This window comes from Mesorhizobium sp. M0815, from assembly GCF_040319995.1.
Classification (GTDB): Bacteria; Pseudomonadota; Alphaproteobacteria; order Rhizobiales; family Rhizobiaceae; genus Mesorhizobium.
In genome coordinates this window covers 1-20,576 of the sequence record NZ_JAMYOU010000017.1, presented here as the reverse complement: position 1 = coordinate 20,576, position 20,576 = coordinate 1, and the positions used below count along the sequence as shown (strand labels likewise).

The 20,576-nt window shown below is 60.0% G+C and carries 23 protein-coding genes; 6 read left to right on the top strand and 17 right to left on the bottom strand.

Annotation, left to right across the window (positions count from 1 at the left end; all coding sequences use genetic code 11):
• Positions 1-208: 208 nt before the first annotated feature.
• The 14 genes from NKI01_RS19265 to otnC all read right to left on the bottom strand — a co-directional run bounded on the left by NKI01_RS19265 (position 209) and on the right by otnC (position 12,306).
• Positions 209-1,411 (bottom strand): sugar ABC transporter permease, encoded by a 1,203-nt coding sequence (locus tag NKI01_RS19265; RefSeq protein ID WP_023718639.1) that lies wholly within the window; start codon positions 1,409-1,411, stop codon positions 209-211.
• Between the two features lie 39 nt (positions 1,412-1,450).
• Positions 1,451-2,266, bottom strand: a complete 816-nt coding sequence (locus tag NKI01_RS19260; RefSeq protein ID WP_023718640.1) for an ATP-binding cassette domain-containing protein — start codon at positions 2,264-2,266, stop codon at positions 1,451-1,453.
• A 61-nt stretch (positions 2,267-2,327) separates the two neighbouring features.
• Positions 2,328-3,365: an ABC transporter substrate-binding protein gene (locus NKI01_RS19255; RefSeq protein ID WP_352964253.1), complete on the bottom strand. Its 1,038-nt coding sequence runs from the start codon at positions 3,363-3,365 to the stop codon at positions 2,328-2,330.
• A 306-nt stretch (positions 3,366-3,671) separates the two neighbouring features.
• Positions 3,672-4,622: a MurR/RpiR family transcriptional regulator gene (locus tag NKI01_RS19250; protein WP_352964250.1), complete on the bottom strand. Its 951-nt coding sequence runs from the start codon at positions 4,620-4,622 to the stop codon at positions 3,672-3,674.
• Between the two features lie 117 nt (positions 4,623-4,739).
• The gene (locus NKI01_RS19245; protein ID WP_051409654.1) at positions 4,740-5,489 is read right to left on the bottom strand and encodes a GntR family transcriptional regulator; all 750 of its coding nucleotides are present in this window, start codon (positions 5,487-5,489) and stop codon (positions 4,740-4,742) included.
• A 95-nt stretch (positions 5,490-5,584) separates the two neighbouring features.
• Positions 5,585-5,971, bottom strand: a complete 387-nt coding sequence (locus NKI01_RS19240) for a Rid family hydrolase (protein WP_023718644.1) — start codon at positions 5,969-5,971, stop codon at positions 5,585-5,587.
• A 104-nt stretch (positions 5,972-6,075) separates the two neighbouring features.
• Positions 6,076-6,837: an SDR family NAD(P)-dependent oxidoreductase gene (locus NKI01_RS19235; protein WP_023718645.1), complete on the bottom strand. Its 762-nt coding sequence runs from the start codon at positions 6,835-6,837 to the stop codon at positions 6,076-6,078.
• Positions 6,838-6,873: 36 nt separating this feature from the next.
• On the bottom strand, positions 6,874-7,632 hold the full coding sequence (locus NKI01_RS19230; protein ID WP_023718646.1) for an amino acid ABC transporter ATP-binding protein: 759 nt from the start codon (positions 7,630-7,632) through the stop codon (positions 6,874-6,876).
• Positions 7,629-8,285, bottom strand: coding sequence for an amino acid ABC transporter permease (locus NKI01_RS19225; RefSeq protein ID WP_023718647.1), 657 nt, complete (start codon positions 8,283-8,285; stop codon positions 7,629-7,631). The genes NKI01_RS19230 and NKI01_RS19225 overlap by 4 nt, the downstream gene beginning before the upstream one ends.
• 2 nt (positions 8,286-8,287) lie before the next feature.
• Entirely contained in the window at positions 8,288-8,950 is a 663-nt protein-coding gene (locus NKI01_RS19220; RefSeq protein ID WP_352494528.1) for an amino acid ABC transporter permease, read from the bottom strand.
• Positions 8,951-9,006: 56 nt separating this feature from the next.
• The gene (locus NKI01_RS19215; protein ID WP_352790422.1) at positions 9,007-9,831 is read right to left on the bottom strand and encodes an ABC transporter substrate-binding protein; all 825 of its coding nucleotides are present in this window, start codon (positions 9,829-9,831) and stop codon (positions 9,007-9,009) included.
• A 60-nt stretch (positions 9,832-9,891) separates the two neighbouring features.
• On the bottom strand, positions 9,892-10,983 hold the full coding sequence (locus NKI01_RS19210) for an LLM class flavin-dependent oxidoreductase (protein WP_023718650.1): 1,092 nt from the start codon (positions 10,981-10,983) through the stop codon (positions 9,892-9,894).
• 52 nt (positions 10,984-11,035) lie between these two features.
• Positions 11,036-11,545, bottom strand: a complete 510-nt coding sequence (locus tag NKI01_RS19205; protein WP_023718651.1) for a flavin reductase family protein — start codon at positions 11,543-11,545, stop codon at positions 11,036-11,038.
• A gap of 95 nt (positions 11,546-11,640) precedes the next feature.
• Positions 11,641-12,306, bottom strand: coding sequence for a 3-oxo-tetronate 4-phosphate decarboxylase (gene otnC / locus NKI01_RS19200; RefSeq protein WP_023718652.1), 666 nt, complete (start codon positions 12,304-12,306; stop codon positions 11,641-11,643).
• 154 nt (positions 12,307-12,460) lie between these two features.
• Here otnC and ltnD point away from each other — a divergent pair, with 154 nt between their 5' ends.
• The 6 genes from ltnD to NKI01_RS19170 all read left to right on the top strand — a co-directional run bounded on the left by ltnD (position 12,461) and on the right by NKI01_RS19170 (position 16,736).
• Positions 12,461-13,390, top strand: a complete 930-nt coding sequence (gene ltnD / locus NKI01_RS19195; RefSeq protein ID WP_023718653.1) for an L-threonate dehydrogenase — start codon at positions 12,461-12,463, stop codon at positions 13,388-13,390.
• Positions 13,391-13,403: 13 nt separating this feature from the next.
• Positions 13,404-14,186 carry a 2-oxo-tetronate isomerase gene (gene otnI / locus NKI01_RS19190; protein WP_023718654.1) on the top strand — a complete coding sequence of 261 codons (783 nt, stop codon included), beginning with the start codon at positions 13,404-13,406 and terminating at the stop codon, positions 14,184-14,186.
• Positions 14,183-15,451, top strand: coding sequence for a 3-oxo-tetronate kinase (gene otnK, locus NKI01_RS19185; RefSeq protein WP_352964246.1), 1,269 nt, complete (start codon positions 14,183-14,185; stop codon positions 15,449-15,451). Before otnI ends, otnK begins: the two co-directional genes overlap by 4 nt.
• Before the next feature lie 160 nt (positions 15,452-15,611).
• Positions 15,612-16,367: an SDR family NAD(P)-dependent oxidoreductase gene (locus NKI01_RS19180; protein WP_352494531.1), complete on the top strand. Its 756-nt coding sequence runs from the start codon at positions 15,612-15,614 to the stop codon at positions 16,365-16,367.
• The gene (locus NKI01_RS19175) at positions 16,357-16,605 is read left to right on the top strand and encodes an SDR family oxidoreductase (RefSeq protein WP_023718657.1); all 249 of its coding nucleotides are present in this window, start codon (positions 16,357-16,359) and stop codon (positions 16,603-16,605) included. The genes NKI01_RS19180 and NKI01_RS19175 overlap by 11 nt, the downstream gene beginning before the upstream one ends.
• Positions 16,530-16,736 (top strand): SDR family oxidoreductase, encoded by a 207-nt coding sequence (locus NKI01_RS19170; protein ID WP_084642602.1) that lies wholly within the window; start codon positions 16,530-16,532, stop codon positions 16,734-16,736. The genes NKI01_RS19175 and NKI01_RS19170 overlap by 76 nt, the downstream gene beginning before the upstream one ends.
• 604 nt (positions 16,737-17,340) lie before the next feature.
• On the opposite strand, the gene NKI01_RS19165 is transcribed toward NKI01_RS19170, so the two are convergent.
• From NKI01_RS19165 to NKI01_RS19150, 3 genes are all read right to left on the bottom strand, one after another.
• The gene (locus NKI01_RS19165) at positions 17,341-18,531 is read right to left on the bottom strand and encodes a recombinase family protein (protein ID WP_352964337.1); all 1,191 of its coding nucleotides are present in this window, start codon (positions 18,529-18,531) and stop codon (positions 17,341-17,343) included.
• Between the two features lie 8 nt (positions 18,532-18,539).
• Positions 18,540-19,046 (bottom strand): recombinase family protein, encoded by a 507-nt coding sequence (locus NKI01_RS19160; RefSeq protein WP_352494532.1) that lies wholly within the window; start codon positions 19,044-19,046, stop codon positions 18,540-18,542.
• A gap of 812 nt (positions 19,047-19,858) precedes the next feature.
• Complete coding sequence (locus tag NKI01_RS19150; RefSeq protein WP_352515656.1) at positions 19,859-20,278, bottom strand: aquaporin; 420 nt, start codon at positions 20,276-20,278, stop codon at positions 19,859-19,861.
• Positions 20,279-20,576 lie beyond the last annotated feature (298 nt).

Below are 20,576 nucleotides of genomic sequence, written 5' to 3'. Positions count from 1 at the left end.
AGCTACTGGCGCGGGCGTCCTGCGACCCGATAGGATGTCGCTTTCAGGTGACGCACAAACGGACCTCAACGGCTATATTTGGGCGCGGAGCGGCTATGCCCTGCTTCACCTGCGAGTCTGCTTCGGGTCAGATCGCGTCATCGAACCTTCGAAACTGAACGACCGCCAAGGTATCGAATTCGGTCGTTCAGAGTGGGTTTGAAGCAAATCAGAAATTCTGCTGACCCATGGCCTTTTCGATCAGCTTGTCGATCGATACCGCCAGCACGAGAAGCAGTCCCGTCACGATGAGGCGAACGTAGTTCTCGACGCCCATCAGGTTGAGCCCGTTCTGGACTGTTCCGATAACAAGCGCGCCCAACAGGGCCGCGTGAATGGAGCCGCGGCCGCCGAACAGGCTGACGCCGCCGATGACGGTGGCGGCAATTGATTCCAGCAGCAGCGTGCCGCCCCCTACTCCGCCACCGGAGAAGACGCCAACGCCTAGTGCCCGCGACGCGCCCAGTACGCCAGCCAGCGCAGCGATAGCGCCGGCAATAGCGAAGGCCGCCATCTTGATGCGCGCAACCTTGACGCCGGCCCGTCGCGCAGCCTCGTCATTGTTGCCGACCGCATAAAGATAGAGGCCGAACCGGGTTTCCTTGAGGATATACCCGCCTATCCCGAGCAGGATTGCAAAGATCAAAACCACAACTGGTATGCCCTGATGTGCGTTGAGGATCATCACGACGATGGCGCCAAAAATCGCGGCCGCGCCGAGCGGCAGCACAAATCGGCTGAACAGGGAAGCTTCCAGACCGGCGCGCTTTCTGCGGGCAATGCCCGACAGGACCAGAGCGGCAAACGCGACGAGCCCAATCGCCAGCGCGCTCCATGACGTGATCCCCGAAATCTTAGTCTCTGCAATCTTGTCGATACCGGTTCCCATCAAACCGTAGCGGGCGGTCGGAGGCAAAAGCACGAGTTGCAAGCCATTGAGAGCCAGTCCGAGCCCCAGCGTCACCACGAAGGACGGTACGCCGACAAACGTGACCCAGCGCGCCGAAAAGCTGCCGATAGCAGCACCCATTACGATTGCGACCGTCACCGCCAGCCAGGGCGAAACGCCGTAGTCGACAACCAGCTTGGCCATCAGGACCGATGTCACGCCGTTGATCGCTGCGACCGACAAGTCTATTTCCTTGACCAGCAGCACGAACATCAGACCGATCGCCATGATGCCCACAACCGTGCTCTGGACGAGCAGGTTCGACAGGTTCTGCGGTGTCAGGAAGACATTGCTCTGGAGCGCGAAGAACACCCACAGCGCCACCAGCCCGATTATGACGGGCAGCGCACGCATGTCGCTGTTGAGCACTTCGCCGATGGTGCGGCGTTTGACGTCACCGGAAGCGGCGGCCGAGTTTGCCATTCTTGACGTATCCTTCTGATACTTTTCGCCCCGCGGGGCTCAGCCAGCGAGGTTGACTGCCTCGTTGCCACCGACCATCGCGTTGACCACTTGCTCGCCTGTCACTTCACTCGATTTAAAACTCGCGACGTTCGCGCCCAGGCGCATGACCTCTATGCGGTCGGTGGCGTTGACGACGAAATTGTGGATGTCGTGGCTAACCACGACTATGCCGAGCCCTTCGTCGGCCAACGTGCGGACCAGGGCCGAGACCTGTTCGGCTGCGGAGTGGCTGAGTGCGGCTGTCGGCTCGTCGAATATGACGACCTTCGGCGTCCACAGAATGGAACGTGCGATGGCTATGTTCTGTCGCTGGCCGCCAGACATTGCTCCGACAGGACGCGTCAGTGACAGCTGGCCGAGTCGCATGCGCGTCAGCACCTCGCGGGCACGAACTTCGCACTCGGCACGCCGGATCCGTCGGCCGAACCATGTCGGACCGGTCAGCTCGCGCCCGAGAAACAGGTTCTGCACGGCGTCCAGATTGTTGCAGAGCGCTAGATCCTGATAGACGGTCTGGATCCCAAGGGCAGTGGCGTCGGCAGGATTGCCGATTTTCGCCGGTTGGCCTTCGATGGTGTACTCTCCAGAGTCGAAGCCGAAGACGCCCGCCATGATCTTGACGAGCGTGGACTTGCCGGCGCCGTTGTCGCCGACCAGGGCGACCACCTCGCCGGCGTGGACGTCCACCGAAGCCCCCTGAAGAGCATGGACCGACCCGAACGACTTACGGATATTGCGCATCGAAATTAGCGGCGTGGATTTATGCGCCGCACGAACATCGGCGCCGCCGCGGGTTGCTGCCGCTTTGACCATCAGGCTCCTCCCATCAGGTGACCGAAGGACAGCGAGCGCCGCTGTCCTTCGGTCGATCTCGCTATTTGTTGTTCTTCTTGCAGACTTCGGTGTCTTCGATGCCCTTGCAGATTTCTGGCCAGGTCCAGACGCCGGCGGTGACGACGTCCGAGAGATTATCCAAGGTGATGTTCTTCACCGGCAGGAAGACAGCCGGCACATCCATGAACTTGTTGTTCACTTTGCCGTTGATCAGATCCTTTGGCACTCCTTTGCCATCCAGGATCGAAGCCACGACGTCCGCCGCATAGGTCGCTTCAACCTTGAGATCCTTGAGCACGGAGTTGTCCTGCCATCCCTGTGCGACGTACCGCAACGCTTCAACGGTCGCGTCCTGTCCGCCGGTCACCAGCCTGTCGCCAGGCTTGGCCCCCTGGCTGATCAGAGCGGCAACCGAGCCTCCGGTGGTACCGTCATTCATGCCGAGGAAGACATCGACATCACCGCCATTGCGGGTCAGGCAGTCTTCGGCGAAAGATTGAGCCAGCGCCGGATCCCAGTTCTGCGTGTACTGCTCGCAGACGACCTTCACCTTGCCGGAATCGATCAACGGCTGAAGGAATTCGTTCTGGCCCTTTTCATACTGGCCTGTACCGTATTCGCCCTCATTACCCTTCACGCGCGCAACCTTGACCGGCGACTTCTTCATTGCGCTGATCAGCTCGGCGGCGCGCTTGCCTTGGGCTTGGCCAACTGACAATGAGTCGAAGACGACGTGCGCTTCGGCCTTGCCGCCGACCGCGTCGTGATCATAAAGGACCACCGGCACCTTCGCATCAGCTGCCGCCTTAAGACTGCCAGCGGCGAGGTTTGCGTCCGTCGCCGCGAGCACGATCACGCTGGCGCCTTGGGTGATGGCGTCTTCGACCAGCCGCTGCTGCCGCGCCGGATCCCCCTCGCCATTCTGCACGGTCACCTGAGCGTTCGGCGCCTTCTCCTTCATTGCCGCGACAAAGAACGGCGCGTCCCGGCTTGTGAAGCGAATTGTCGTGGTATTCGGCAGTAAAAAGAACACTTTCTTGGCATCTTGAGCATGTGCCGCCGCCAAGGCGCTTGCCATAGCGGTTGCCGTCAGAAATGCGGTCAGAAGTCGCTTCATAGTTTCCTCCCATGGAATACTCAGTTCGCCCCCCCTTCACGACGGCACGGGGCACCCCGAACCGGTTTAAGGATAGGCTGCAACGAAAATTGCAAGATATAAATATTCCGCAATGAACGATGTGTCAACGATGCGACAATGAAATCTTTGCATCGTGCGAAACGCGCAATTTCTATTGCGACATCCAGGCTCGAGTGCACCTGGCGCGCTTGGTTCGCAACCGGAATGCCAAGGACGCGGAACGCCCGGGTTGTTGTCGGGGAACCGCTACTGCCCGGTGACGGTGGGTATGCGCGGACTGACAGCGTTGTTCTGCAGTCGCGCCGCGAGTGCAACCGTCAGCGCCTGGGCGAGGCACATTGGGGCGGCAAGCGAACGGGAAAAGGTATATTCATGCTCCGGTACGGCGAAGAGAACACTGGCGTTCTTGGCTAGCGGAGACAGCGTGCTGTCGGAAATAGCAATTATCGGAACTTCGCTGCGAGCGGCCTCTTCCACGACATTGACCACTTCATTGGCGTAGAAGCGAAAGGACACGGCAAACAAGACATCGGTCTTGCGGATCATGCGCGCCATATGCGTAGCAAGTCCGCCGCCGGGATCAAGCAGCACGCAACGTTTGCCCAGCATCGTCAAGATATAGCGGAGAAGTTCGACCACAGGCGTCGATCGCAACTGCCCGATCAGGTAGATCGCGTCGGCCTTTTCGAGAAGGGTCACTGCCTTGGCCAGATCCTCGGGTGGTATCTGTGTCAGCATGTCCTGAAGCGAGGCAATGTCGCGAACCACGAGGTCGCGCATGAATCCGACTTCGCTACGATCTGTTCGCGCTCCCAATTCGCCTTCCAGCGCCTTGATACGAGCCTCGAAGCCGGGCGCGGCGGTCGACAGGCGCTTCTGAAAGAGAGACTGGAGGTCCTTGAAGCCTTCATAACCGAGCGCCTGCGCAAAGCGCACGAAGCTTGAGGCATGCACTCCGCTGCTATCCCCAATTGCATTCACCGACCTGACAGCAACGTCGTTAGGATTCTGGGTGAGATAGACCGCGATCTTCTGGTAGGATTTGCTCATTTCGTCGTAGCGGTCGTGGATGAGCCGGATGAGCTCTTCATAGTCACGCGGCGCTTCAGCGGTCGGTTTCATGTTGCACTCTTTCGCAATATTCATTGCACAATGACGCGTCTGCGTCGATTCTGCTAGTGAAATCAGGTGCAACATTGTTTAAGCAAAAGCGCGTGCATGTTGGCGATCAAGCCCGAGCCGCATCATGACCTAGATGCCGAAATCGGGAGGACAATCAACGCGCGAAGATGCTTCGTGCGAGGCCGTCCCTTGCTACCGACGTGAGGGTCGACCGGTCTTCACGCTGTTGCGGCTCGCCCCATCTGATTCACTGTCGGCAATCAGCGAAAGGTAGCGCTCGAGAGCCTTCGAGAACTTGGCTTGCCAGATCTCATGCGCAGTGCGGAGATCTCCGTCGCGCAAGCTTTCGAGTAGCTTGACGACATACTTCTCGGCGTCGCCCTTTCGGTCTGTATAGACAACGCCCAACTGATGGTTGAAGCGCCTCACATCTGCGGTCAGCTCGGAAAAGTAGCGGATGGTCCGCTGCAATCCCGTCGCGTCAATGATCGCTTGCTGGAACTCAAGATCGTTGCGAACGGTCTCGACCTGGCTATCGAGGTTAGCAAACTTGACGGCATTCTCAGCCAATTTTTCGAGACGCTTGAGGTCAACCGAAGCTAGGCGACCTGGTTCCGCGAGCAGATGGTCCAGGGCAATTTTTCCTAGAGCCATCCGGATATTGTAGACTTCGATGACGCTGTCTGCGTCCACCGCCCTGACAGATGCTCCCTTGTTCCGCTTGATCTCGACGAACCCCTCGCGAGCAAGCAGGCGCAATGCTTCCCGGACCGGATGCCGGGAGACGTTCAACATGTCGGTAAGCTGTTGCTCGACGAGCCGGTCGCCGGGCTTGAAGTGCCCGGCAATGATCGCGTTCCGGATTTGCTCCGCAGCGAACTGCGTGCTTTCCATCTGCGTCATGGGAGCCAGAATGGCGCCTGTTTCATTTGCGTGTCGCATCAGGATCCTCATAAGGCGACCGCAGGAGATCGGCTGCACAGGCATTCGGAATGTAGACTATATACGAATGCGATAATCTAATGAGAAGCCTGCCACTAAGCTATCCTTACGGAATAAGTGGAAAACGTTCTGTCCCGCCTGACTTGCCGTTTGAGCGAGACCACCAGGTTCTTCGCCGGAAGGGAGCCAGCACCACGATACGCAGTGAGCTCTATTTCGAAGAGATACTCAGGTCCGCCCAACGGACCACAGCTGACGCAGCTTGCCGGAGAGATGTCCCGGAACTTCTCGCCCATATAGGCCATGACTTCCGGGACGTCTTCCTGGCGCGGAATGAAGATGCGTCGCCGCACAACATCCGCAAGGCTGCTGCCGACCGCCTCAAGCGCGCCTTCGACGTTCTTCATCGCTTGCCTTGCCTGCTCGACGGCCGTCTCAGGCATCACACGGGTCTTGTAGTCGCGTCCTGCGGTCAGGGACATGAAGATCCAGTGTCGAGGGCGACGATCCGCGAATAGCCTTCCTTCTCTTCCAGGATGCTGCCGGACTTTAGCTTCACGAGTTCCATGCCGTTCTCCAGTGCTGATCAGATCGAGATGCCGCCATCGATCGCCACCGTCTGACCGGTGATCAGCGCGCCGGCGAAACCCAGGAAGACGATAAGCTCCGCGACATCCGCCGTGGTGCAGACTTTCTTCAGAGGTGTGCTGGCGAGGGTGCTCTGGCGACGCTCCACCGACCATTCAATCGCCCACGAACTTTCGACGACGCCGGGCGCCACCGCGTTGACCCGCACATCGGGCGCGAGCGCACGCGCCAGGTTCTTCGTCAGGTTGATGACCGCGGCCTTGGAGCCGCTATAGGCGATGGTGCTGGCCACGGCGCCGAAGCCGGCGATGGAAGCGGTGTTCACGATCGAACCTTTGGCCACCTTGAGAGCAGGCGCCGCGGCCTTCGAGCACCTGAAAACGCTCATCAGGTTGACGTTCAGCAGATTTGCCCAAAGCTCCTCCGTTATGCTGTCCAGGTCGTTGATCGGCACCGGGACCTTCACGCCCGGTATTCCCGCGTTGTTGACAAGCAGATCGAGACGGCCGAGCTTCGCCACCGCCTCGAGCACCATTGCCTTGGCCTGCCCGGCGTCGCCGACATCGCCTGGAGCACCGATAACGTCGAGCCCCTCTCTTTGGAGCCCAGCGAGAGCAGCCTCGCCCCTCTGGTCGGCCGGTAGATAGTTGATTGCGACCTTGGCGCCTGCCTTGGCCATCATGCGCGCGGTTTCGAGGCCGATGCCCGACGCGCCCCCGGTGACAAGCGCCGCCTTTCCCGTGAGATTGAACGAGATCATGAGTTACCCTTCGATGCTGCGTTTGGATGGAATTCGCTAGGCGACTGAGCTTCTGACGATTTCAAGGGGCTTGCGATTCTCGCGCCGCAGGAACTTCTGTGTCTGTTCTTTGCGGGGATTGTCGATCACCTCTTCGGCCGTGCCGATTTCGCAGACTTCGCCCTGGCAGAGAAAGGCCACGCGGTCCGCCGATTCCCGAGCGAAATTGATGTCGTGCGTGACAACCACCATCGTCATGCCTTCGCTCTTCAGGAGGCGCATGGTCTCAAGCACTTCGCCGACAAGTTCGGGATCCAGGGCGGAGGTGACCTCGTCGAAGAGCATGTAGCTCGGCTCCATTGCAAGCGCTCGGGCGATGGCGAGACGCTGCTGCTGGCCGCCTGAGAGCTGAGACGGCAAGCTGTCGCCCTTGTCGCCCAGCCCCACATGCTCGAGGTGCTTCTGCGCAAGTGCGCGCGCCACAGCGCGGCTTCGCTTTGAGACCACCCGGGGTGCCAGCGCGACATTTTCCAGCGCCGTGAGGTGCGGGAAGGCGTTGTACTGCTGGAAGACGATGCCCAGCTTGCTGCGCAGCTTGTTGATATCCGTCTTCGGATCGTGGACGCTGATGCCGTCTACGAGGATCTCGCCACCCTGGATCGGTTCGAGCCCGTTGATGCATTGCAGGAGCGTAGATTTTCCCGACCCGCTCGCGCCAATGAGGCAGACGAGTTCGCCCTTTTCGACCGTGAGATCGATGCCCTTGAGCACGATCACCGATCCGAAGGCCTTCTGGACGTTGCTGATGCGGATCATACGCGGACCTTTCTTTCGAGGTGCCGGCTGTACCGGGAAACAGGATAGCAGATAAGGAAATAGAAAAGCCCCGCACCCATCAGCAGCAGCCAGGTCTCATGTGTCCTGGTGATGAGTATCTGGGTGGAACGCATATATTCGATGTAGCCGACCACGCCTGCGAGAGCGCTGTCCTTGATCAGGCTGAGGACGAGCCCGATCCACGGAGCCAGACCCGTCCTGAATGCCAGGGGCATGGATATGTACAAGAGCTCCTGGTAGCCGTTCATGCCGAGCGAGCGAGCGCTCTTGCGGTATTGAACCGGGACTGAGAGCAGGCTCGCCCGGACCACCTCGGCAGTTACTGCCGACATCCAGGCACCAAGTGCGACGGTACCGAACCAAAAGGGTGAAGTGCCGAAGCCCAGGATCGATAGAAGGCTGTTGGCGAGTATCAGCTGGATGATCATCGGCACGCTGCGCAGGATGTCGATGAAGGGGGCCGTGGCGATCCTCACGGTCATTGACACGGTGCGCAACCAGCCAAGGACGATCCCGGCAAGGGTGCCGACAAGGGTTGCTGCGGCGGCCAGCCTGACGGTGTTGAGCAGCCCCTGAGCCAGGAAATAAGCATCCGACCAGGCGAGGCCTTGGTTTGCGAACTGAAACTGCACGCCTAGCTCCTGTATATGAGGCGGAAGGCCAGGTGGGACGAGAACTGCAGCCCTTTGGCGATGAGGTAATAGATCAGCGCCGTGACCAGAAAGAACTCGAATGTCCGGAAGGATGCGGACTGCGCGTACTGCGTGGCGCCCGAGAGCTCCTGCAGTCCGACCAGCATGCCAAGCGAGGTGTTCAGCATTCCCCAGATGCCTTGAGTGACATAGGCGAGGAAGATCACCTTGAACATCTGTGGAAAGATCACATGGATGAAGCTCTGCGGGCTGGTCATGCCGAGTGAGCGCGAAGCCGACAGCTGCTGTCGCGGGATGGCGTTGAGACCACCCCTGAAGATTTCTGTCATGTATCCGGCGTTGTTGAAGGAAACGGAGATGAGGACGGCGGCGTAGCTGGGGATGTTGATGTGGAAGGCGCCCAGCCCGAAATAAAATAGATAGAGCTGAAAGACAGCAGGCGTGTTGCGCGACAGCTCCACCCACCAGGTCGAAAACCGGTAGGCCCATCCCTCGCCCTGCTGGCGCGCGACAGCCATGGGCATCGCAATGAGCGTGCCGATAATGAAGGCGAGAATGGTGATCTGGATCGTCACCCAGGCTCCGGCCAGCAGCAGGGGCAGTGAATCCCAGACTATGGACCAGTAGAACTGATAGCCGTTCATGCCAATCATCCCATGCTCATGCCGGCAGGGTTTTCCTGCCGGCATAAGCTCTATGCTTAGAAGTTAATGCCTTCAGCTGTCAGCGGCGGCAGCGGACCATTGCCGTAGTACTTGTGGTACACCTCGGCCCAACGCCCGTTCGAAACCTGAGTGAACACGAAAACCCGCGCCCAGTTCAGGAATTGTTGGTCGTCACGTTTGAGGGCAATCGATCCGAAGTCGGCGAGAGGGGCAAGTCCGGCCATCACGAACTCTGGGAACTGACCACTTTGCGATAGCGAGTTGAAGACGGCGACATTGATCACGATGGCGTCGATCTTGCCCTGCTGCAGAGCCAGGAAGGTTTCCGCATCGCTCGCAAAGCCGGTGTAGGTCGCACCCGTACCCTCCCAGCCCTTGCCCAGCTCATCCTTGAAGAGTTGCTCAGGCGTGGTGCCAACGACACCACCAAGCTTCTTGGATGCCAGGTCAGAGTATTTGGCGATGCCGGTGTCCTTGCGGGTCACGACTGCCATGACGTTGTTGGTGTATGGCTGGGTGAACGCCACGGTCAGCGCACGTGCCGGGGTCGGCGTAGTCGAGGCGATAAGGACGTCGATGCGGTTCGAAACCAGCGCCGGGATACGATCCGGCGAAGGCGTCTCGATGATTTCCGGCTCTGCGCCAAGCGCCTTTGCCATGTCCTTGCAGTACGTCACGTCATACCCGTCGGGCTCGTTGTTCGAGTCGCGGAAGCCGGCAGGCGGACTGTCCAGCATGATGCCACAACGCAGCTTTTTGTTCTTGATGATCGTGTCGAGCGCGGAGTCGGCATGCGCCTGACCAGCCAGCGTGAATGTGGCGACCGCCGTAGCCAGCAGAGCCCTCATAACCATTTTCATTTCATTCCCCTTTTCTTTGTTGCAGACCAAGTAGTTTGTTGGCTGAGCAATTGAGACCGCTCAACTCGCCTTTCTCGCCAGCCTGGGTGTCACGCCGAGAGCTTCGATAGGTCCCACTTCCTTCTCGATCAGGGGCACGACTTCGTTCTTGAATCGAACGAGCGAGCGATGCGCCAACTCGATTGGCATGCAGCCGAAGGAGAAGTTGCAGGTGTAGTTGCTTGGATTGAGACGTTTGATGTCCGCGACCATCTTCTCGGCAACGGCGTGCGGATCGCCTACCACCATGTTGTCCGCATATTGGTCGAGCGTGTACTCGCCTTCGAACGTCTGGTTGCTGATGTAGCTGTTGTCGTCCAGCGGCGGCGAGGCTTGGCGCAGATAATGCGCCATACGCCCCACGTACCGGGCCCGCTCCGCCACGACCAATGCCTCGCTGCGGCTGTCGGTTATGGCCAGGTACTGCATGATCGCCAAGGGCTTGGTCGAAGGCTGCTCGCCGATGGATGTCCAGGCGTCGTTGAGCCCGTCGACCATCTTGTAGAGCACGGGCGATCCGAGCGTGCTGGCTGCAAGGAACGGGACCGCCTTCCACTTCTTGAAGCGATCGAGAAGCTTCGGGTGGGAGGAGGTCACAAAAATCGGGGGAAGAGGCTTCTGCTGGGTGCTGATCGCGAAGCTGGTCTTGGGGAGGGAAATGTACTTTCCCTTGTACTCGACCTCGCCATCGACGAGCGCTCTTTCGATGACGTCCCAATACTCAAGGAAAACGTCGACCCTGTCGTCCAGCACGATGTTGTAGCGATCAAACTCATAGCGCTGATAGCCGGTACCCAGGCCGATGACGAGGCGGCCCTCGGTCTGTGTGTCGGCGACCGCGATCTCCTGGGCGACACGAAGCGGATTGTAGAGCGGCAGCACGATAACGCCCGGGCCTAGCTTGATCCGCTTGGTCCATCCGGCCGCGTAGGAACACATCATCAGCGGCGACGGCGAACTCGAATAGTTGGCGAAATGGTGTTCGGCGAACCACGCGACATCGAAGCCGAGCTCATCGGCGGTCTCCACCATTTTGCGGGTATCGCGCATCACGCCCTGGGCACCGTCGGGATGATCGCGAAGCGTCATCAGGTTAAAAAGGCCAAGCTGCATTCATTTGCTCCTAAGATCCCTCGGCGACGGCTGTCGACGTTGGTAAACAGTCCTATCCAGCCTTCTGCAGGACCATGGGTGAAGTCAGCGCGTAGGCGCCGTTATGGTAGATCAGCGGGTCGACATCGGAGGCAAATGCCACCCCTGCGACCCGCCCGATGATGATGTCGTGCGTGGCATAGGAGATCGCCTGATCCATCTCGCAGAACAGGTTCGCCTGCGCGCTTGCCAGGTAGGGGATGCCGTCCTTTTCGGTCCACTCGCCAATGTCGAAACGCCTCTCGGACGGCCGTCCGCCACTGAAAGAGTTGGATATGTCAGCCTGCGAGGCCCGAAGCACGTTGATGCAGTATTGCCCCTCTTCCTTGAGCGGCACATTGATCGACGAGTTGCGGTTGACGCACGCAAGGATCGAAATGGGAGCGAAGCTGAGCGGCGTGACCGACGTGACGGTAATGCCATATCGGCGCCCGTCGTGCCTGCACGAGATCACGCAGACCGTCGACGCCACGCGCCGCATCGATTGCCGGAAATGCTCGGTACTCAGGTCCTGCGAGAGCATTATTTGCTTCCTTGTTCCCATCTTCAAAATTGCAGATTGTCTACAATCTGTCAATGTGTTTTTGGACCACCCCGCTCCAGACGAAACTGCCTTGTTTAATGGTGGTCGTGCGCTCCGTCAGGGCCCGGGAGCGGGAATTGCCTGGCCAGATCCTCGACTTGCTCCGCAGATAGATATCGCGGGTTGAGACCGCGCAGCAGAAGGTACAGCTTTGCTGTTTCCTCGAGTTCCTCGATCGCAAAGACGGCGCCCTCAAGGTCCTTGCCGGTCACGACCGGCCCATGGTTGGCCAGCAGGACCGACGTATATTTGCCGGCCAATCCCTTGATGGCCCCGGCGACCGCCGGATCGCCCGGCCTGAAATACGGCACCAGCGCCGTTCGGCCAGCGCGCATGAGATAGTACGGCGTCATCGGCGGCAGCACCGACTTCGGATCGATCTCGGGAAGCATCGTGACGGCGACCGAATGCGTCGAATGCAGATGCACCACAGCCCGAGATCCTTTGACTGTGTCGTAGAGCGCGGAATGCAGGGGGATCTCCTTCGTCGGCTTGTCGCCCGAGACAAGATTGCCCTTTGCGTCAAGGCGGGAAATGGACGCTGGATCCAGAAATCCGAGCGACGCGTTTGTCGGGGTCACAAGCCAGCCGCCTTCGTCGAGCTGAACAGAGATGTTTCCCGAGGAACCGGGGGTGAGTCCGCGATCGAACAGCGACCTGCCGAAGCGGACAATCTGTTCACAGAGTTTCGTCTGATCCATATCACCCGAGATTCTAGGCGCATGGCACGAAGCCAAACGCACTGAGCTTACCCACGGACGCCAACCTGAAAATCTCAAAAGTGCGGCGACAGCCCGTTGCAGATTGTAGATAATCTGCATTATGATTGGATTGAAAGCAAGAGGTTGGATACGCATGTCTGCTGGCAAAAGCGCGGAAAAATCAAACGTCGCCGTCATCGGGTTGGGCTCGATGGGGTTTGGCATGGCGAGTTCGCTTGTGCGACGCGGACACGCGGTCGTCGGCTACGATCCCTCCGCGACCGCTGCGGAAAGGCTGGTTGCAAGCGGCGCGCGGATAGCGGAATCACCGAGCGAAGCTGTTGCCAATGCGAGCGTCGTCCTCTGCGTCGTCGTGAACAGCGCGCAGACCGACGCGGTGCTTTTCGGCGACGGCGGCGTGTTCCCGGTGATGCCACCGGGCTCGGTATTCATTTCGTCAGCGACCATGGCGCCGTCGGAGGCAAAACGCCTGTCCTCGCGCCTCGCGGAGCGCGAAATCCTCTATCTCGACGCCCCGATCTCGGGCGGCGCAGCGAAAGCCGCGAACGGCGCCCTGACGATCATGGCGTCGGGCAGCCCGAATGCCTTCGCACGGGCGCGGCATGTCCTGGATGCGGTCGCGGCGAAGGTCTATCGCCTGGGCGACGAACCCGGCATCGGCGCTTCGGTGAAAATGATCAACCAGCATCTGGCAGGAATCCATATCGCGGCCGCATGCGAGGCCATGGTGCTCGCATCCAAGCTCGGCTTGGACCTCTCCACTGTCTACGAGGTCATAACCGCGTCCGCGGGAAACTCCTGGATGTTCGAGAACCGTGTCCCGCATATCCTCGATGGCGACTACAGGCCGCTGAGTTCGGTTGAAATATTCGTCAAGGATCTGGGCATTCTCCAGGACATGGCTCGGGCCGAACGATATCCCGTGCCGCTCGCAGCGGCGGCCCTCCAGATGTATCTCGCGACCTCGGGCGCAGGCATGGGACATGACGACGACGCGTCGGTTGCACGCACCTATGCCAAGTTGTCCGGCGCATCGCTGCCAACAGCCAAGGCGGCATCATGATCGATCTCGCCGCATGATACGCTTCGCCGCCAACCTCACCATGATGTTCACGGAATGGTCGTTCCTTGACCGCTTCGAGGCTGCCGCGGAAGCCGGCTTCGGAGCCGTGGAATTCCTGTTCCCCTATGAATTCGCACCCGAAACCGTAGGCAGCCGACTGAGGGCATGCGAACTCGAACTGGCGTTGTTTAATCTTCCTCCCGGAGACTGGGCTGCGGGCGAACGCGGCATCGCTGCCCTGCCGCATCGCTTCGAAGAGTTCCAGTCAGGCGTCGACAAGGCGCTGGACTACGCCCCGGCGACTGGCGTGCGCTCCCTCCACATGATGGCCGGCCTTGCGGACCCGTCAGACGCAGAAGCGTTGAGAAGCTACAGGCGTGCCGTGGACTTCGCCGGATCGAAGCTGGCCGCCCAAGGCCTGAACCTTCTGTTGGAACCGATCAACGGCCGCAGCATGCCCGGTTATTTCCTGAACGACTTTGCGCGTGCCGCAGCATTTATTGAGGAACTCGATCACCCGAACGTCAGGCTTCAGTTCGACGTGTTCCATCGACAGATCATGCATGGTGACATCACCGAGAGCTTCCGGCATCTGCAGCCGCTCATCGGGCACGTCCAGATAGCTGGGGTGCCTGCACGGCACGAGCCGGATACCGGCGAGGTCAACTATCGGCACTTCTTCGAACAGCTTGAGACGAGCAATTATTCCGGTTTCGTCGGCTGCGAGTATCAGCCCGCTGGCGAGACGAAAGCTGGCCTTGGCTGGTTTGCGCCGTATAGGGGGCGCAGGCAGTGACGGTCATTCTCGCAGCCATAGCCGACGACTACACCGGGGCCTCAGATCTTGCGAACACCTGGCGCAAATGCGGCCTTCGAACCGTCCAGACCATAGGAGTCCCGGTCGATAGCCGTCTGTTCGAAACGATTGATGCGCTTGTGGTCTCGCTGAAGATCCGTGCCGTGCCGGCTGTCGATGCGGTCGCAAGTGCGCTCGCCGCCGAGGAATTGCTCCGGCGGATCGGCGCCCGCCACGTCATGTACAAGATTTGCTCGACCTTCGATTCGACCGATGCGGGCAATATCGGTCCGGTTACCGATGCGTTCATGGAGCGGGCTGGACAGGACTGGACCGTGGTTACGCCGGCGTTTCCGGAAACCGGACGCACCGTCTACAAGGGGCACCTGTTCGTCAACGATGTCCCACTCAACGAAAGCGCCTTGCGGCACCATCCTTTGAACCCGATGCATGACGCCAATCTTACGCGTGTTCTTGCGAGGCAATCCAAGCACGCTGTTCACAGTCTCGACTGCCAGACGGTCGCACTTGGCCTGGAAAGCTGCAGAGCGAAGATCGCCGCAATGCCTGGCCGGCGGAAATCGATCATCGCCGACGCCATCCGGGACAGCGATCTCGATGTCCTCGGCCAATTGGCGTCCGGCGGCGCCGTTTCGACGGGTGCGTCCGGACTTGGCTACGGACTCGCAAGGGCCGCTCTGGCCGCACGCCCAGCCCGGGGATCAATGGCTAACCTTGCTGCTGTCGGTGGCCGATCGGCGGTCATTGCCGGCAGCTGTTCCGCCCGGACACTGGAGCAGATCGATGCCGCCGAAAGACATATGCCGGTGCTACGCCTTGATCCGCAGCGCATTGTCTCCGGCGGCGGCGGCGCCGTCGAAGAGGCCCTTGAATTCGCTCGACGGCAGCTCGCGGCTGGGCCAGTGCTCATCGCGTCCTCCGGCAGCCCCGATGCGGTTGCAGCCCTCCAGCGGCAGCACGGCAAGCACGAGGCCGGGCAGACGATCGAGAACGCCTTGGCGGAAATCGCCATCGGGCTCGTCGACGCCGGCGTTCGGCGGCTCGTGGTGGCGGGAGGCGAGACCTCGGGCGCCGTGGTGGACAAGCTGGCGATCGGCTCGTTCGAGGTCGGCGATGAACTTGCCCCCGGCGTCCCGATGCTGCGCACCATCGGATACCCGGGAGGCGAACTGATGATGGCACTCAAATCCGGCAATTTCGGCGACGTAAACTTCTTTGCGGAAGCGCTTGCGAGGCTCGATTGAAAACGAAGAGAGGATACGACGGCCGAAAGGAACGTGGGTCGGGCTGATCCGTCGGTTTCGGCTCTGGCCGCCTGATAGACAGGGTTGCTTTCTCTCTGTGAGCGACCCCCGAGCCAGCCGCTTACAATTTAGTACCAACATCAACGATCGGAGAACCATCATGACCAGTAGCTTTGAGGGCAAAACCGTCGTCGTGTCAGGAGCGGCGGGAGGTGTCGGCCGGGCTGCAGTTTCACTTTTCATCGAAAACGGTGCCAAGGTATGCGCAACAGATCTCAACCCGGCCGTCGACGAACTGGAACGAGACTCGCCCGATCATGTCGTCGCGGTTGCCGCTGATGTCACCAAGGTCGCTGACGTCGAGAAAATATTCACGACGGCAGAACAGCGGTTCGGTCCGGTCGACGTGCTCGTCAGCAACGCCGGCTTCATCATTTCGAAGTCCGCTCACGAAACCAGCGAGGATGAGTGGGACGCTGTCATGAATGCGAACGCCAAATCCTTCTTCCTGATGTCGAGGCGCGCGCTGCCTTCGATGCTCGCGCGTGGCCACGGTTCGATCGTCGCGACGGGATCCATTTCAAGCGTCGTCGGCTTGCCGGAACAGGCAGCCTATTGCGCGGCCAAAGGCGCCCTGCTTCAACTGGTACGACAGATGGCCGTAGATTATGCTTCCCGAGGCATCCGTGTGAACGCTGTTGGAGCAGGATCAATCAATACGCCGTTCCTGACTCGCTACCTCGAAGGCCTGGACGACCCAGCCGCAGGCGAGGCGGCCATCAAGAGCGCCCATCCCATTGGCCGCTGGGCCGAACCTAGTGAAATCGCCGATGCCCTTGTCTATCTTGCTGGTCCGAACGCGTCATTCGTGACAGGGCATATCTTGATGGCCGACGGCGGCTACAGTGCCCGGTAGCATCATTGTCATCTCAAGCCTCGCCGGCCTGCGTGGTGGCGAAGGTGCGGGGCAGAACATCAGCTACACCGTCGCCAAGCATGCGCAGGTCGGCGTGGTCTGCGCGGCGGCCCGGGCGCTCGCGCCGCGCGGCATCCGCGTCAATGCCTCAATCCAGGTCCGATCCACAACACGTTCCAGCACGAAATCGAGAACCGCATCAGCGCGATCAGCGGCGTCAATGTCACGGAGGCGGTGAACAAGGCCGTTCCGTTGCAGCGCCACTCCGACCCTGACGAGGTGGCCAGCGTCGCCCTCTATCTGGCATCCTCAATGAGCAGCTACGTTACCGGCCAGGTGCACGTGGTGGATGGTGGCCTGGGGAGTTGACCCGATGCGAGCGGGAACGGCCGATAGTGAACCTCACCATCGGGTGCGCACGACACTCCCATCGCTGACCTTGGATGCAAGAATTCGGAGAGCAAGCCCTGCCTCCCAAATTTGTAGTTGGATGGGCTCTCTATTGCGCGAATGGCTGGAGACGAACGCCTATCTCCCGGTGCGTCCCATCGAGGAGAGAATCGACGGGAGCGAATAGTAGCGATGACGCCGTCCTCATTCGTCTTTCCAAACGACGCACCGCGTTGATCTTCGCGCCGGCGGTCGTCGGCGCTCTAAGAAAGATGGCGTATAACCCGCAGTCCTGCGCGCGTCCGCAACAGTGGACAGTTGTCGCGCGCGGGACGGAGGAAATTCGCCCCCGCCGCGGGCGGTGAACGGGACAGCCGTAGGAGCGTCAGCATAGCGCCGGCCGCAGACCGAGACGCGGGACCGACTGTACCCGTCCGCGGCGGTCCGCATTTTTTGCGTCACGATGGAAGCCGACCGGGCGAAATCGCGCACAGTTCCAGTTCTCGACAAGTCCGGCGGCTGATCGGCGACGACGGTCTGCCTTCGGCGACCAAAGGCATTGTCGCCGCTCGACTTATCTCGCTCAGCCGCAGCAACGAAGCCGGAACTGGTGGTTCGATGAGTGGGGGGAAAGGCGGTAGCGCTCTCCCGCTACCACCCTAAACCCACTATCGTACGTAATAGTGGGATCTTGCCTGTGGCGCTCCTCGGCCACCGCGCGTTCTCCAGCATACCGCGCTTGGGGGAATGTGTTGCCGCCGATGAGGGCGGCAAGCTTGCCTTTGACCTCGATCTCAATATCCTGTCGCGGCCCTTTGGGATGAACCGTCACACAATGAACGAGCGCGCGGAAGCTCTTGACCAGCACGCCCCGATCGTCATCCGCCTCGGCGTGATGAGCTAAGACCGAAGCGAGCTCATCGACCGTTTTGACATACTTCTCTATCGCTGCCGGATGCAGAGTAAGGGTCGATGGCGCCTCGTCAAGACTGGCAAGTTCTGCCTCCGCCTCGATGCGTCGATCTTTCAACTCGGCGATACGCTCTCGGGCGTCGTCATCACCAATAATTCCCTTGAGCACCAGGTCAATGCTGCGTTGTCGCTCGGCTTCAATCCGTGCGATCTTTGTCTCAAGGGTGACCCGAACGTTGGACGCACGGGCTGCTAGCCGTTGACGCTCTTCATTATAATTCCGGACGTAGATCTCAATGAGACGCGGGTCCTTCAGCTCGTCACGCATTCCATCCAATACAGCATTCTCCACGCTCCGCAGGTAAACTATGCGACGATTGGGACAGCTGCCGCTCTCACGAACTGTCGAGCAGCGGATTCGTGTTTTGCCAGTCTTGTCGCGATCGTGCACCGACATGCCCGAACCGCAGCAGCCACATCGCAACAGGCCCGAGAGGAGATGCGGTGGCCGACGTTTCACGTTCAATTTCAGACGAGATCTTTCTGTCTTCAAGTCCTGCGCGCGTCGCCATATCTCTTCGTCAACGATACGCAGGTGTGGGACATCAATCGTCTGCCACTGGTCGCGGCTATTCGGACGGGACAGACGCCTGCCGGTATCTGGGTCCTTAACCATCCGAACCTTGTTCCAGACGATGCGCCCAAAATAGAGCTCGTTCAAAATCAGCCCCGCGCCGCGTTGTGCGTTTCCGTTGATGGTAGAGGCGTTCCAACGAGTGCCGCGAGGCGGACAAACCCCCTCGCGATTGAGATCTTGTGCGATTTCGCGTGGTGGCCGGCCAGAGGTGTAGGCCGCAAAGATCCGGCGAACTACCTCAGCCTCCTCTTCAACGATCTCCAGTCACCGGGACGCCCAAGAACTGCCCGATACCCGAATGCGCGACCGCCGGCGTGGCGCCCGTCGCGAACCACTCCGGCCATTCCTCGACGTACCTTTTTTGCGCCATCCTCGCCCACCAAACCTCGTATTCCGATCAAGATTGCGTCAGCTGTGCCGTCGTGAACAGCTTGGATCTCGATCCCTAGGAATGACAGTCGTTTGTGCAGTCCAGCGAGATCCTCCATGTCGCGCGAAAGGCGATCGAGTGCCTCAACAATGACGACATCAAACTTTCGTTCGCGCGCCGCATCCATCAATCTCATGAGGCCGGCACGGCCAAACATCGAAGCTCCCGAGCGAGCTTTGTCCTCGTAAGCCGCAACCACATCAAGCTGATGCCGTGCTGCATACGCGCGACAAAGGACGATCTGGTCATCGGTGGATTTCTCGTTCTGCAGCTCGGTCGAGAACCGGGCGTAAATGGCTGCGCGTATCATTCACGAACCTCGCCGTTGCAGCCAATTGCTTCGACGACATCCAAGTTAGGTGTCGAAGCAGATAGCCTCACAGCGAGATGATCGCGCCTAGCGTCGGCAATCGCAAGAGCTTCCACGAACTGAACTAACGTGGGATCGAGCGCATGCTCCAACGCCTGGCGCATGCAAGCACTTGGCCCCGCAGCATTCCGTTTGTTCTCCGACTGTTTCATCGGAGTGAAGGATGTGAGGCCGTGCGGTGCTAAGGAAGAGGGCCAGGCGCATGGTCGTACAGATCGGATGCGACGACGTGTGAAAAGGACAGCCGCCAGCAAGATCATCTGCTGAGTTTGTTGGACACTTGCCACCTGGATGCGGCCAACCCGCTGATTGTCGATCCGAAGCCATAGGTTCAAATCACGGACTGGCTTCGACCGTTGTCCTAGCTCGCCCCGACGGGTCGCACTGCGGCCGTCAGCCGGCAATTGCTATGAACTAGGAAACCATCATGCCTGAAAATATCAGACTAACTTCGAGAGACGTCCCCCTCATTCAGCTAGGCCTCTATCAGTGCCGCTTCCCGGTGAGCGAAGACCCGTCAGTACCCGGCGGTTATCGTTTTTGTGCTGGGCCAACTTCGCCGGATCGCGTCTACTGCGATCATCACCACAACATTGTGACCGCCGTGGACCCTCGTCGAGCCCGCTCGGGTCTCCACCTCGCTCAACGACGCGTCGCGTCAGTCTGACTGGCGGCGGCCTCCCGGCCAGGCGCTATGCGCCCCAAGGCCTTGGCTACGACCTTTCCGTCGGCTCGGTCTGGCCCATCCTCCCTTATGCCGTCTTCGCCGATGTATCCCCGGTCGCCCGATTGAGAACGACGACTTCTCGCCGAAGCGATCGCTTCGGAATGCCGTCGTAGCCCGACCGGAAGCTCAGTGTGCTTTTGTAGAGGTCGAGGTCCAATCCAACGTCTGGACTCCACTGGAGTGCCTGCACTCGAGAGCGATTGGCTCTGCGGCAGCCGATAAGGACCAAATGCGCCATCTGTAGACCTTCGTTGAGGACTGCGGCGATGTGGGAAACAGGATACAAAGTGGCCCTTGTGGGAGGCGTCCACGGCGTGACGGCCGGATTGAGGTGCGCGCCCGAGAGTGGCCCAATCGCGTAAGCCAGGGCGGTTACAGCGATGCCGAAGCTGAGGCCGATGCCAAGCGACCGAGCCGGCAGCAGCCCGCCAAAACCGCCTGTCACCACTGACGCGCAGCCGAAGACAAGAAGGTGCCGAAAAGCTCGGCGGCGACGCTTTCATGAGCATATCCCCTTGGAATTGTGAGGCCTCACTCTTCACGACTTGGAGCCGAATGCAGTGCGCCGCTGCGGCCATGGACCGGATTTGTTTGCCGCAGCGCAGCGGGTAGCCACTGCGCGCGCGGACAACCGTCCGCCACGACAGTAAGCGGAAGATGAGTTGTGTGCGTCAAGTTCTGCAAAAATGGCGTGGCAGTAGCTGTGACGTCGGCGTGTCCGCCGCGCAGCCCCCGTGTTTAGC